The sequence below is a fragment of the Paucibacter soli genome (assembly GCF_037482845.1).
In the GTDB taxonomy this organism is placed as follows: Bacteria; Pseudomonadota; Gammaproteobacteria; order Burkholderiales; family Burkholderiaceae_C; genus Paucibacter_B; species Paucibacter_B soli.
Window position 1 is genome coordinate 12,561 of sequence record NZ_JBBHJW010000001.1, and the last position, 12,839, is coordinate 25,399.

General features: G+C 67.9%; 11 protein-coding genes. 4 read left to right on the forward strand and 7 right to left on the reverse strand.

The features are described 5' to 3' along the window. Window positions 1-36: 36 nt before the first annotated feature. Window positions 37-1,560 (forward strand): lysine--tRNA ligase, encoded by a 1,524-nt coding sequence (gene lysS, locus WG898_RS00070; protein ID WP_339600747.1) that lies wholly within the window; start codon window positions 37-39, stop codon window positions 1,558-1,560. Window positions 1,561-1,634: 74 nt separating this feature from the next. On the opposite strand, the gene WG898_RS00075 is transcribed toward lysS, so the two are convergent. From WG898_RS00075 to WG898_RS00105, 7 genes are all read right to left on the reverse strand, one after another. Next, the gene (locus WG898_RS00075) at window positions 1,635-2,042 is read right to left on the reverse strand and encodes a DUF4148 domain-containing protein (RefSeq protein ID WP_339600748.1); all 408 of its coding nucleotides are present in this window, start codon (window positions 2,040-2,042) and stop codon (window positions 1,635-1,637) included. Between the two features lie 166 nt (window positions 2,043-2,208). Beyond that, on the reverse strand, window positions 2,209-3,000 hold the full coding sequence (locus WG898_RS00080; protein ID WP_339600749.1) for an enoyl-CoA hydratase: 792 nt from the start codon (window positions 2,998-3,000) through the stop codon (window positions 2,209-2,211). Next, a complete protein-coding gene (locus WG898_RS00085) occupies window positions 2,997-4,094 on the reverse strand; it encodes a DUF3108 domain-containing protein (protein ID WP_339600750.1) in 1,098 nt (365 codons plus the stop codon). Before WG898_RS00085 ends, WG898_RS00080 begins: the two co-directional genes overlap by 4 nt. Beyond that, on the reverse strand, window positions 4,079-5,881 hold the full coding sequence (locus WG898_RS00090) for a M61 family metallopeptidase (protein WP_444718889.1): 1,803 nt from the start codon (window positions 5,879-5,881) through the stop codon (window positions 4,079-4,081). Before WG898_RS00090 ends, WG898_RS00085 begins: the two co-directional genes overlap by 16 nt. After that, complete coding sequence (locus tag WG898_RS00095; RefSeq protein WP_339600751.1) at window positions 5,865-6,308, reverse strand: DUF3429 domain-containing protein; 444 nt, start codon at window positions 6,306-6,308, stop codon at window positions 5,865-5,867. Before WG898_RS00095 ends, WG898_RS00090 begins: the two co-directional genes overlap by 17 nt. 21 nt (window positions 6,309-6,329) lie before the next feature. Next, window positions 6,330-7,046, reverse strand: a complete 717-nt coding sequence (locus WG898_RS00100; protein WP_339600752.1) for a DsbC family protein — start codon at window positions 7,044-7,046, stop codon at window positions 6,330-6,332. A 30-nt stretch (window positions 7,047-7,076) separates the two neighbouring features. Continuing rightward, on the reverse strand, window positions 7,077-8,198 hold the full coding sequence (locus WG898_RS00105; protein WP_339600753.1) for an FAD-dependent monooxygenase: 1,122 nt from the start codon (window positions 8,196-8,198) through the stop codon (window positions 7,077-7,079). 92 nt (window positions 8,199-8,290) lie between these two features. Here WG898_RS00105 and ychF point away from each other — a divergent pair, with 92 nt between their 5' ends. The 3 genes from ychF (at window position 8,291) to WG898_RS00120 (ending at window position 12,775) form a co-directional block, all read left to right on the forward strand. Beyond that, window positions 8,291-9,382, forward strand: a complete 1,092-nt coding sequence (gene ychF / locus WG898_RS00110) for a redox-regulated ATPase YchF (RefSeq protein WP_339600754.1) — start codon at window positions 8,291-8,293, stop codon at window positions 9,380-9,382. Window positions 9,383-9,428: 46 nt separating this feature from the next. Next, window positions 9,429-12,161: a CHASE domain-containing protein gene (locus WG898_RS00115; protein ID WP_339600755.1), complete on the forward strand. Its 2,733-nt coding sequence runs from the start codon at window positions 9,429-9,431 to the stop codon at window positions 12,159-12,161. A gap of 107 nt (window positions 12,162-12,268) precedes the next feature. Further along, window positions 12,269-12,775, forward strand: a complete 507-nt coding sequence (locus WG898_RS00120) for a chemotaxis protein CheW (protein WP_339600756.1) — start codon at window positions 12,269-12,271, stop codon at window positions 12,773-12,775. The last annotated feature ends 64 nt before the right edge of the window (window positions 12,776-12,839 follow it).

Sequence of the window (12,839 nt, forward strand, 5' to 3'; positions counted from 1 at the left end):
GAACTAAAATCACCGCCAATTCAATGAGTTGACGCGATGACCCAGCACCTTCCCGCCGCCCCCCACCACGCCCCTGCCGCGCAGGATGAAAACCAGCTGATCACCGAACGCCGCGAGAAACTGGCCGCCCTGCGCGCCAAGACCGCCGTCCCCTTCCCCAACGATTTCAAGCCCCAGCACCGCGCCCTGCCGCTGGCACAGCGCTATGGCGCGCTGGCCAATGAAGAGCTGGAACCGCAGGCAGTGGCAGTGAGCGTGGCGGGCCGCCTGATGCTCAAGCGCGTGATGGGCAAGGCCAGCTTCGGCACCCTGCAGGACGCCACCGGCCGCATCCAGCTCTTCGTCACCAAGGACGGGGTGGGCGAGGAAAGCTACGAGGCCTTCAAGCACCTGGACCTGGGCGACATCGTGGGTGCCGAGGGCACGCTCTTCCGCACCAAGACCGGTGAGCTGTCGGTGCGCGTGAGCAAGCTGCGCCTCTTGACCAAGAGCCTGCGCCCGCTGCCCGACAAGTTCCACGGCATGAGCGACCAGGAGCAGAAGTACCGCCAGCGCTATGTGGACCTGATCACCGACGAGCATGCGCGCGCGCGCTTCGTGGCGCGCTCCAAGGCGGTGTCCTCGATCCGCAGCCATATGGTGGAGCATGGCTTCCTGGAAGTCGAAACGCCGATGCTGCACCCGATCCCGGGCGGCGCGAACGCCAAGCCCTTCATCACCCACCATAACGCGCTGGATCAGCAGATGTTTCTGCGCATCGCGCCCGAGCTCTACCTCAAGCGCCTGATCGTGGGCGGCTTCGAGCGCGTGTTCGAGATCAACCGCAACTTCCGCAACGAAGGCATCTCGGTGCGCCACAACCCCGAGTTCACGATGATGGAGTTCTATGCGGCCTACTGGACGCACCATGATCTGATGGACTTCACCGAGGAGGTGCTGCGCCACGCCGCACGCGCCGCCACCGGCAATGCGCGCGTGACCTACGCCGGCAAGGAAGTGCATCTGGACGAACCCTTCGCCCGCCTCTCGGTGCGCGACTCGCTGATCGCCCATGCCGGCCTGAGCGCCGCCGAGGCCGACGATGCGGCCGTGCTGCACGCCAAGCTGAAGACCCTGGGCGAGGAGCCGCCCAAGCACTGGACCCTGGCCGAGCTGCAGTTCGGCATGTTCGAGGCGGTGGTGGAAGAAAAGCTCTGGCAGCCCACCTTCATCATCGACTATCCCGTCGAGGTCTCGCCGCTGGCGCGCGCCTCCGACAGCAACCCGAAGATCACCGAGCGCTTCGAGCTTTTCATCACCGGGCGCGAATACGCCAACGGTTTCTCCGAGCTCAACGACGCCGAAGACCAGGCCGCGCGCTTCCAGGCCCAGGTGGCCAACAAGGATGCGGGCGACGAAGAAGCGATGTTCTATGACGCCGACTTCATCCGCGCGCTGGAATACGGCATGCCCCCCACCGGCGGCTGCGGCATCGGCATCGACCGACTGATGATGCTGATCACCGATTCGCCCAGCATCCGCGATGTGATCCTCTTTCCCGCCTTGCGTCGCGAAGCCTGATCCACACGGTCTGCACGCCACGAAAAAGGGAGGCCATCGGCCTCCCTTTCTTATTGCTGCGGATCGACGGTGGCTTACTTGCCAGCCAGCACCGGGGTGCCGCTGATGCCACGCGTCACCGCGAAGTAGCCGGGGCCGCCTTCGGAGAACTGCTCTTCCAGCTCGCCGGTTTCACGGGCGCGCTGCAGCTCGGCCACCACCTCGGCGCGGGTCTTGCCCTTGGCCGGGGCAGCAGCCGCGGGCTGAGCGGTTTCGTTGTTGTTGCTGCTGCTGACACTGCGCGCCTTGGGCGCGTTCGCCGGCGCGGCCAGGGCGCCCACGCCTTCCATTTCAGCGGCGCGCTGCACCAACTCACCGCTGGCGCGGGCTTGCTGCAGTTCGGCCAGCACTTGTTCGCGCGTCTTGCTTTGGGCATTGGCACCGGAGGCGACGGCCAGACCGGCCAGCACGAGAGCGACGGAGATCGTAGAGAGCTTGTTCATGACGGGGTCCTTGGGGTTCGTTGACTTGAACCGTGGCGCCTATCGCCGGGTCCATGGAACGAACTGTAGGGACTCCGCCCTAGGGAAAACACCAGTCAAATCGCAAAGGACTATTCCTGCATAGCAAATAATCCTTTGGAGGATGACGAATGACACCCATGTGCCGTCAACGATGCGTAAAGCCCGGCTGGCGCTTGGCCAGGAAGGCTTCCATGCCTTCGCGCTGGTCCTCGGTGCCGAACAGGGCGTGGAAATAGCGCCGTTCCACCGCCACGCCGTCCTTCAGCGGGCCCTGGTAGGCCAGGTTCACCAGCTCCTTGATCAGCATCACCGACGGGCCGCTGAAGCCATTGATGGTCTCGGCCGCGGCCAGGGCTTCGCTCAGCAGCTGATCCGCCGGCACCACGCGCGACACCAGGCCGCCACGCTCGGCCTCGGCCGCATCCATCATGCGCGCGGTGAGCAGCATGTCCATGGCCTTGCTCTTGCCGACGGCGCGCGGCAGGCGCTGGGTGCCGCCGGCGCCGGGGATGATGCCCAGCTTGATCTCGGGCTGGCCGAACTTGGCGCTGTCGGCGGCGATGATGAAGTCGCACATCATCGCCAGCTCGCAGCCGCCGCCCAACGCGAAGCCGGCCACCGCGGCGATCACGGGCTTGCGCACCTGCAGAATGGTTTCCCAGTTCTTCGAGATCAGGCCACTCTTGAAGGCGCTCATGAAGGTGTGCGGCGCCATCGTCGGAATGTCGGCGCCGGCGGCAAAGGCGCGCTCGGAACCGGTCAGCAGGATGCAACCGATGCTGTCGTCGGCATCGAAGGCCAGCAGGGCCTGGCCCAGCTCGTCCATCAGCTGGTCATTCAGCGCATTCAGCTGCTTGGGGCGGTTCAGGGTGATCAGGCCGGTCTTGCGGGCGCCATCGCCGCGCGTTTCGGTCAGTATGCATTCGTAGTTGCTCATGGGGACTCCTTGGATTGGGGATCTGCTTGGGGCTGAACTATAGGCGTGGAGGCTTCCTGCAGCGGCGCCTGCTTGAGCATCAGGTCCACATAGGTCGCGCTGTCCTGCACGATGCGCAGGCGCACCGGCAGGTATTGCAGGGTGGGCGCCAGCCATACCTCGGCCTTCAGGTCACCGCTCGTGTCCTGCACCAACGGGCGCAGGTGCCAGGTCTTGAGGGGGCCCAGCGGGGTTTCCAGCTCTTCCTCGCCCAGCAACTCGTAGCGCCAGCGGTAGAGCCGGCGCGGCAGGGCCAGCGGCAGCTCCACCACCCGCCCGGGCTGCAGCGCCTCGCGGCCGGTCAGGAACAGCCAGGTGAGTTGCACGAACTGGCTGGCCGTGTCCTGCACGCCAACGGGCGCGGCCTCGCGCCGGCCATTCGGAAACTGCAGCGTCTCGCCCTCGAACCGCAGCGTGATGCGGCGGCGCTCGCTGAACAGGATGCGGGTGTCCTCGTCGTAGCGGCGCGGCGCGATGCCTTGCGGCGTGAGCTCGCCCTCGCTGCTCATGCGGCGTGAGATCAGCGGCGCAAAGCTGGGGCCTATCGCCACGTCTAGATGCACCTGGTAGCGGCTGCCCTGGCGCAACCATTGCACCTGGGCACTGCCATGCACCTCGCCGCGGTAGTTGCCCAGCAGGCGGTAGTCCAGCTGGGTGGAGGCGGGCCATTCGGGGCCGGGCTCAAACACAGCCGCTGATAACGATGCGGATGCCGCCGGCTCGGGCGCGGCGGCCACCACAGGCGCCAGGTCGGCCAGGGGCTCGGGCGTCGGGTCGGGGGCCGGGAGCGGCGCCAAGGCCGGCGGCGCGACCGCAACAAAACGCGTCGTTGGCGCGGCCAGCATGCGCGCAGGCGTCACAGCTCGGGTAGGTGCCGAAGGCCGCAACTCGCGCACCAACATGAGTTGCAGGCGCGCCGGCATGGCCGCCGCCTCACGCCAATCCTGCTGCAGCCGGAGCAACTGCCCACTCATCAAGACATGGGCCAGCAGCACAGCCGCCAGCAGGCCCGTCCAGGCCAGACGCCTGTAGGGGCGCCTCAGCCGCCCAGCCATGCCCGGCGCAGGCTCAATGCGCGCGCCGGCGCCTTGGCCTCAGGGCTCAGCGCCACCGGTGTGGCGGCGGCCTCGCCGGTGGGCAAATGCAGCAGCAGTGTCAGCACGCGCTGGTCGCGCACCACCAGCCATTCCATTTGCGCCAGCCGTTCGGGCTGCAGGCACAGCAGCGCGTCCTCGAGCTTGCGCAGGCGCCAGCCGTTGCAGGCCAGGATCTCGTCGCCGGCGCAGAAGCCGGCGGCCAGCGCGGCCGAGCCTTGCAGCACCTGCTTGACGACAATGCTGCCGTTCTCTTCGCTCACGCGCAGGCCGATGCGCTGCGCCAGGCTGGCCTTGTCGGCCGCCCAGCGCAGGCCGAAGCGCTCCAGCAGCGCCGGCAGCGGCAGATCGTCGGTGCCATGCACCCACAGGGTCAGGTCTTGCGCCAGCGCCGCACCGCCCAGCTCGGTCACCGCGGCCATGATGTCGGCCTCGCCGATCGGGCCACCGCCGCCGCTGCGCTGCCACAGCAGGCGCATCAGCGCGTCGAGGTGGACGCTGCAGCCGGACGGCTGGTCGGCGCTGCGCAGCGCCAGGTCCAGCGCCATCGCCACCATGGATCCCTTGGTGTAGTAGCTCACCACCGCGTTGGGGGTGTTCTCGTCCTGGCGGTAGTACTTGACCCAGGCGTCGAAGCTGGACTGCGCCACGCTCTGGTGCTTGCGCCCGGGCGCAGCCAGCACGCCGCTGAAAGTGCTGGCCAGCAGCTTCAGGTAGCGGGCCTCGTCGATCAGGCCGCTGCGCACCAGGAACAGCTCGTCGTAATAGGAGGTGAAGCCCTCGAAGAACCACAGCAGCTGGGTGTAGTTCTCCTGGCCGTAGTCGAAGCTGGCGAACACATCGGGCCGCAGGCGCTTGACGTTCCAGGTGTGGAAATACTCGTGGCTGATCAGGCCCAGCAGACGCACATAGCCCTCGCTCAGCTCGGCCTGTCCCAGGCGCGGCAGGTCGCGGCGCGCGGCGATCAGGGCCGTGCTGGCGCGGTGCTCGAGGCCGCCGTAGCTGTCGTCCACCGCGTTGAGCAGGAAGACATAGCGCTCAAATGGTGGCTTCCCAGCTGGCTTGCCGACGCGCTTGCCGGGCTTGTGATCACCGTGCCAGAAGTTGATCTGGGCCTCGCAGATACGCTGGGCGTCGCGCAGCAGGCGCTCGCCGTCGAGGATGGGATAGGCGCCCGCCACCACGAATTCATGCGGCACGCCGGCAGCGCTGAATTGGCCGCGCCAGAACTTGCCGAGCTCGAAGGGATGGTCCACCAGCTCGTCGTAGTCGGCCGCCTCGTAGCTGGCCTTGCCGCGGCCCGCGCGCATGCCGGTGGCCACCTGCCAGCCGGGCAGCAGGCCGGCCAGTTCGATGCCATGCGCCTCGTGCTCGCGCCCATGCACGCGCAGGCATAGGCTGGTGCCGTTGAAGAAGCCGCGCTCGGTATCGAGAAAGGCGGCGCGCACCGAGGTGTCGAAGGCATAGACCTGGTAGCTCAGCACCAAGGCCGCGCGGCCGCTGCAGCGCACCTGCCAGGCGCATTTGCTGGTCTGCTGCACCGCCAGTTCGCGCTGCCCCTGGCGTGCTCGCAACCCGCTCAGGTGGCGCGAGAACTCGCGCACCATATAGCTGCCCGGTATCCACACCGGCAGGCTGAAGGCCTGCTCGGCAGCCGGCGCGGCCAGCGTCAAGGTGACGCGAAACAAATGCGCTTGCGCGTCGGCGATCTCGATCTGGTAGTGAACCACGTCAGCTACCGGCCGCACCAAGGAAGCAGCTCAGTGCCGCCACGCCGCTGAGCCGAAAGCGCAGGGTCAACCAGGCGCTGGCGCCCAGCGCGGGATAGCTGCGGCGGTCCACCGCATAGCAGGCGATCAGCATCACCCCATGCACCACCAGGCCGGCGTAGGGCGGCATCACCACCGCGATCCAGGCGACCAGCGCCGGCACCACGCCCCAGACAAAGGGCTGCGGCGATGGAATGCTTTGACGGAAGCCCAGGCCCCAGTGGATGCCGCCGAGCAAGGAAATCACCACCGCGGCATAGGCGGAGAGCGCCGCCGTCACATAGGGGTGAGCGTCCTCGCGCACCAGCCAGACCAGCAGGGCACCGAGCACAAAGGGCGCAAGGCCCAGGTAGCCAAGCCGCAATGCGACGGGATTCAAGGGCAGGTTGCCGGATACAGCGGGCATGGGATGGGATTCGCTCGTGGCTCAGGACTTGATGGATTGCAGGCGGCGTTCGACCTGCTCGGCGCTCAACGCGCCGGGGGCACGCGTGCCGTCTTCGAAGATCACCGCCGGTGTGCCGGTCACATGGTGCTTGCGGCTGAAGGCGAGGTTGCGATCGATGGCGCTGGCATCGCAAGCCTCGGCGCCCGTCTTGGGCAGCGGCGTACCCTCCAGCATCCAGCTGCGCCAGGCCGCGGTCTGGTCCTTGGCGCACCAGACGGCGCGCGACTTCTCCGGCGAGTCGCCACCCAGGATGGGGATCACAAAGGTGTAGACGGTAAGGTCCTTGACGTCCTGCAGGCTGCGCTCGAAACGCTTGCAATAGCCGCAGTTCGGATCGGCAAACACGGCGATGCGGCGCTTGCCACTGCCGGTCTTCCAGACAATGGCATCCTTCAGCGGCAGGTTGGCGAAATCGATCGCGGTCAGCTTGGCCACGCGTTCCTCGGTGAGGTTGCGGCGGGCCTTCAGGTCCAGCAACTCGCCCTCGATCAGATACTGGCCGGTGGAGTCGGTGTAGCGGATCTCGTTGCCGATGCGGATCTCCCAGAGCCCGGGCATGGGCGTGGGCTTGACCTCGTCGATCTTGAGCGCGCCCGCCAGGCGTTCGCCCAGGCTCTTGCGTATCACCGCCTCGTTGGCCTGAGCCAGCAGGGGCGCGAGCGCCAGCGCGGCGATGCAAACAATCGATGGCTTCATAGTAGGTATTGGCTCGGTCGGAGATTTGATTCAGGCGCCCAGCGCCCTGGAGGTCAGCCAGCGCTTCAGCGGGCCGATTTGATTGAGCAGGCTCATGCCCTGGTTGCGCAGGCCGCGCAGTGCCGGCGCCTCGCTGGCAAAGCCCTTCAACAAGGCATCGGTCAGCTCGCCCATGGCCCAGGTGTCGAACTGGCGCCGGCGCACATAGCGGCGCAGCAGCTTTTCGTCGCCCAGCGGACGCCAAGGTTCGCGCTCGGCGATCACCTTGGCCAGCGCCGCCACATCGGCCAGGCCCAGGTTCAGGCCCTGGCCGGCCAGCGGATGCACCAGATGGGCGGCATCGCCCAGCAGCACCCAGCCGGGGCCGCAGACCGGCTCGGCGCGCGCCAGGCTCAGCGGCCAGGCGCTGCGCTGGCTGGCCAGCGTGAGCGTGCCGGCCGCACCGCCGCTGGCTTCCAGCAGCGCTGCTTCGAATTCCGCCGTGCCGGCCGCCATCAACTCGTCCGCGCGCTGCTTGGGCAGCGACCAGACCAGGCCATAGCTGCAGCCGGGTGCGGGCCGCTCGAAGGGCAGCAGGGCCAGCACGTCGGGCGAACGGAACCATTGATGGGCCACGCCCTGGTGCGGCTCGCTGGCGCGCAGGCGCGCGGCAATCGCGCTGTGGCCATAGGCATGCAGGTCGAAGCGCACGCCCAGGGCCGCGCGCGTGGCCGAGTCGCGCCCTTCGCACAGCGCCTGCAAATCGGCCGGCACCGGCGCATCGACCAGGCGCACATGGGGCGAGAAGCGCAGCGCGGTGGCCAGCTCGGCCTCCAACGCGGCGGCATCGACGATATAGGCCAGCTCGCGCACGCCCTGCTGCCAGGCGCTGAACTCCAGCAGCGCGCCTGCGGCATCGCCGCGCACCTTCATGTCATAGACCGGGGACACCGCATCCGCCGGCAGCGCATCCCAGACGCGCAGCTCGCGCAGCAGGGCCACCGAGGCGGCGTTCAGCGCATAGGTACGCACGTCCTCGCGTGGCGCCGCTGACGCGCCGCTGGGCTCGTGCTGGCCCAGCAGGGCCACGCGCAGACCACGCGCCGCCAAGGCCAGCGCCAGCGCCCGCCCGACGCAAGCACTGCCGCGCACCAGGATGTCAAATCGTTCCATGGCGCTCATTGTAGGCAGGCCGACTAAAATGCCGGTTTTGCGTCCCGGCCAGCCTGCTCCTTCCTGCTTGGCCCCTTTCGAAAGCGTCCCTCATGAGCCTCAAATGCGGCATCGTGGGCCTGCCCAATGTGGGCAAGTCCACTCTTTTCAATGCGCTGACCAAGGCCGGCATCGCCGCCGAAAACTACCCCTTCTGCACCATCGAGCCCAATGTGGGCGTGGTGGAACTGCCCGACCCGCGCCTGCAGAAGCTGGCCGAGATCGTGCAGCCTGAGCGCATCCTGCCCGCCATCGTGGAGTTCGTGGACATCGCCGGCCTGGTAGCGGGTGCCTCCAAGGGTGAAGGCCTGGGCAACCAATTCCTCTCGCACATCCGCGAGACCGACGCCATCGTCAACGTGGTGCGCTGCTTCGAGGACCCCAACGTCATCCACGTCAACGGCAAGGTCGACCCGATCTCCGACATCGAGGTGATCCAGACCGAACTCTGCCTGGCCGACCTGGGCACGGTGGAGAAGAGCCTGCACCGCTACAACAAGGTGGCGCGCGCCGGCGACAAGGAAGCGATCGCGCTGGTCAAGGTACTGGAGAAATGCCAGGCCGCGCTGGACCAGGCCAAACCGGTGCGCGGCATCGACTTCAGCAAGGAGGAGCTGGCCATCCTCAAGCCGCTGTGCCTGATCACCGCCAAGCCGGCGATGTTCGTGGGCAATGTGGCCGAGGACGGTTTCGAGAACAACCCCTTCCTGGAGCGCCTGCAGGAATACGCCGCGGCCCAGAACGGCCCGGTGGTGGCGATCTGCGCCAAGACCGAGGCCGAGCTCTCCGAGATGGAGGACGAGGACAAGGCCATGTTCCTGGCCGAGATGGGCCAGGACGAACCCGGTCTAAACCGCCTGATCCGTGCCGGCTTCAGCCTGCTGGGCCTGCAGACCTATTTCACCGCCGGTGTGAAGGAAGTGCGCGCCTGGACCATCCACAAGGGCGATACCGCACCGCAGGCGGCCGGCGTGATCCATACCGACTTCGAGCGTGGTTTCATCCGCGCCCAGACCATCGCCTACGAGGACTTCATCGCCTACAAGGGTGAGCAGGGCGCCAAGGACGCGGGCAAGATGCGTGCCGAGGGCAAGGACTATGTCGTCAAGGACGGCGATGTGCTGAACTTCCTGTTCAACGTCTAAGGCGACGCTGTTGAGCGGCATGGCGCCACCGAGCCCTCCCCCGCCCATGCCGCCATCGCCAGCCACCTGGGTGCTGCGCGGCCTCCTGGTGAGCCTGGGCTATGCGCTCATCGGCGTGCTGGCGCTGCGCCTGGCCCTGCCGCCCAGTTACGCCACCCCGCTCTACCCCTCGTCGGGCCTGGCCTTGGCGGCGCTGCTGTGCTGGGGCTGGCGCATGCTGCCGGCGGTGGTGCTGGGCTCTTTTGCCGCCAATGTGCTGCTGGCCATGGAGCGCGGCCAGCCCTCGCTGCTGGGGCCGGCGTTGATCGGCCTGGGTGCCGGGCTGCAGGCCTGGGCCGGCGCCTGGGCCGTGCAGCGCCTGTGTGGCGCGCCGCGTCAGGACCTGAGCCTGACCGAGCCGCGCGACCTGGCACTCTTCTATGCCCTCGGGGCCGGTCTGTCCTGCCTGATCAGCCCCAGCATCGGCGCGGCGGCACTGTGGTTCAGCGGCGCAGCCACGCTGGCGCAGCTGCCCTCCACCTGGGGCCATTGGTGGGTTGGCGACACCCTGGGCGTGCTGATCGGCGCGCCCATCACCCTCACCCTGATAGGCCAGCCGCGCGCCACCTGGGCGCCGCGGCGCGTCAGCGTGGCCCTGCCCATGCTGGCCGCCACCTTGCTGATAGTGTTGGCCACCTCGCAGGTGATCGATTGGGAAACGCAGGGCCAGCGTCAGGCCTTCGAACGCGATGCACTGGCAGCCTCCAATGCACTCGAGGTGGCGCTGCAGGAGCCGCTACAGGCGCTCGCCGCCAACCAGCTGCTGTTCAGCCTGCATCCGAACCTCACGCGGCGCGATTTCGAGCGCGGCACGGTGGCGCGCATGGCGGCCGGCAGCCGCCTGCTGGCGCTGGGTTGGGCCGCGCGGGTGGGCACTAGCGAGCTGGCCGCCTTTGAGCAGGCGGCGCGGCGCGAGGGTCTGGGCGATTTCCGCGTGCATGAGCGCCAGCGCCCCGGCGACCTGAGCCCCCCCATCGATGAAGACAGGCTGGCAATACGCCTAATCGAGCCCCTGCAGCGCAATGCCGGCGCACCGGGCGTCAACATCCGCGCTGTGCCGCAGGCGCGCCCCGCGCTCGAGCACGCCGCGCGCACCGGCCTGCCCGCGGCCACCGCTGGCTTCGGGCTTTCGCAGGACAGCGGGGACAGCACCGGCGTGGTGCTGTACCAGGCGGTCTACGCGGGCGAACCGGCAGATGAGGCGCTGCGCCAGCAAGCCTTGCGCGGCATGGTTTTCGCGACGCTCCGTCCCGACCAGTTGCTCGACACCGTGATGCGTGCCAGCGCACCCTACCTGGCCTTCTGCCTGGTGGATACCGATCCACATACCGCCCGGCCCCTGCTGGCCGGCAAGCCCGGCTGCGCGGCGCAGACGCTGCCGCGCCTGAGCCGCGTGCACAAGCTGCAGTTCTCCGGCCGGGCCTGGGAACTGCGTGCCTGGGCCGCCGGCCCCATGCCCAGCCACGACGGCATGGGCAGCCTGCTGTTCGCCGTGGTCGGTCTGATCAGCACGGCCCTGCTGGGCGCTCTGTTGCTGACCGTGACCGGTCGCGCCAGGCGCATCGCCGACCTGGTGACCGAGCGCACCGCCGAGTTGCGCCGCGAGGTGCAGGAACGCGAACGCGCGGCCGAGGCCCTGCATGCCAGCGAGGAACGCTTCCGCAACATCTTCGAACACGCGGCGGTGGGCCTGGTGTTCACCGATCTGCGCGGCGTGCCGCAGCAGGTGAATCCCTATTTCTGCCGCCTGGTGGGCTACAGCAGTGCGGAGCTGATGCAGCGCTCCAGCATCGCCATCACCCATCCGGACGACCGCGCCGAGGACCTGCGCCTGGGTCGCAGCCTGTTGCGCGGCGAGATCGACAGCTATCGCCGCGACAAGCGCTACATCACCAAGTCCGGACAGATCGTGCAGGTGCGCGCCCTGGTGAGCATGCAGCGCGATGCGCGCGGCGAGCCGTTCCGGCTGGTGGGCGTGGTGGAAGACGTCACCGACCAGCTCAGGCTGCGCGAACTGGAGCGTGCCCGCGGCACGGCCGAGGCGGCCAACCAGGCCAAGAACGAGTTTCTCTCGCGCATCAGCCATGAGTTGCGCACTCCGCTCAACGCCATCCTGGGCTACACCCAGTTGCTGGAGCTTGGCGGCGAGACGCAGCTGGGCGAGCAGCAGCGCGGCTGGCTGGCACAGAGTCGCGCGGCCGGCTGGCATCTGCTGGAGCTGATCAACGAGACCCTGGACTGGTCGCGCATCGAGACCGGTGCACTCAAGCTCGAACTGGCCCCGCAGGCGCTGCAACCCTTGCTGGCATCGAGCTGGTCCATGCTGGAGGCCGACGCTGCCGGGCGCGGCATTGCCTACAGCGTGGCACTGGCGGCCGACGCGCAACAGGTTTATGCGGATGCCACGCGCCTCAAGCAGGTGTTCACCAATCTGCTCAGCAACGCGATCAAGTACAACCACCCTCAGGGTCAGGTGCGGGTAAGCAGCCAGGCCTTGGGCAATGGCCGTGTCGAGATTACTGTGACCGACACCGGCCTGGGTCTCAGCGAGGCGCAACAGGCCCAGCTGTTCCAGCCCTTCAACCGGCTCGGGCGTGAGCTCGGCCAGGCCGAGGGCACCGGCATCGGCCTGGTGATCTGCAAGCGCCTGGTGGAAGCGATGCAGGGCAGCCTGACGGTGCGCAGCGCGGCGGGCCAGGGCGCCAGCTTTGTGGTCGAGCTGCCTGGCGCAGCGCCCTGAGCACAAGGGCCGGAGCGGCGCGGCTTTTTGCCGCATCGCCGCCGGCCCGGCTTGGCACAATAGCGGGCAGCGCGTCCAACCATCGAACCATCCCAAGCCTTCGCCCCATGAGCACAACCGAACTGGCCACCCGCCCCAATCAAGCGCTGACGCTCGCCGACGATCGCAAGTCCTTTGCCAGCCGGCAGTTCCTGACTTTCCGCATCGGCACCGAGGAATACGGCATCGACATCCTGAAGGTGCAGGAGATCCGTTCCTACGAGGCGCCCACCCGCATTGCCAATGCGCCCGCTTTCGTCAAGGGCGTGGTGAATCTGCGCGGCGTGATCGTGCCCATCGTTGACCTGCGCCTGCGCCTGGGCAGCCCGGCCGAGTACAACGCCTTCACCGTCTCCATCGTTTTGAACGTCTGCTCGCGCGTGGTCGGGGTGGTGGTGGACTCGGTGTCGGACGTGCTGGAACTCGATGCCGACGCCATCAAGCCGGCACCGGAGGTGAGCGCCGCCATCGACACCCGCTTCGTCACGGGCCTGGGCAAGGTCGGCGAGCGCATGCTCATCCTGCTGGACATCGAGAGCATGGTGGGCAGCCCGGATTTCGGCCTGATTGACTGATCGGCGACCGGTCGCGGCGCTGAAAGTTAGTGCACACCCTCGCCATAAGTCCTGCAATACCTTA

Bases quoted from the DNA above. Each gene is read 5' to 3' on its own strand.
- WG898_RS00100 (WP_339600752.1), bottom strand. From the start codon at position 7,046: ATGAAGCCATCGATTGTTTGCATCGCCGCGCTGGCGCTCGCGCCCCTG.
- WG898_RS00095 (WP_339600751.1), bottom strand. From the start codon at position 6,308: ATGCCCGCTGTATCCGGCAACCTGCCCTTGAATCCCGTCGCATTGCGG.
- WG898_RS00075 (WP_339600748.1), bottom strand. From the start codon at position 2,042: ATGAACAAGCTCTCTACGATCTCCGTCGCTCTCGTGCTGGCCGGTCTG.
- WG898_RS00085 (WP_339600750.1), bottom strand. From the start codon at position 4,094: ATGGCTGGGCGGCTGAGGCGCCCCTACAGGCGTCTGGCCTGGACGGGC.
- WG898_RS00115 (WP_339600755.1), top strand. From the start codon at position 9,429: ATGCCGCCATCGCCAGCCACCTGGGTGCTGCGCGGCCTCCTGGTGAGC.
- WG898_RS00120 (WP_339600756.1), top strand. From the start codon at position 12,269: ATGAGCACAACCGAACTGGCCACCCGCCCCAATCAAGCGCTGACGCTC.
- WG898_RS00080 (WP_339600749.1), bottom strand. From the start codon at position 3,000: ATGAGCAACTACGAATGCATACTGACCGAAACGCGCGGCGATGGCGCC.
- WG898_RS00105 (WP_339600753.1), bottom strand. From the start codon at position 8,198: ATGGAACGATTTGACATCCTGGTGCGCGGCAGTGCTTGCGTCGGGCGG.
- ychF (WP_339600754.1), top strand. From the start codon at position 8,291: ATGAGCCTCAAATGCGGCATCGTGGGCCTGCCCAATGTGGGCAAGTCC.
- lysS (WP_339600747.1), top strand. From the start codon at position 37: ATGACCCAGCACCTTCCCGCCGCCCCCCACCACGCCCCTGCCGCGCAG.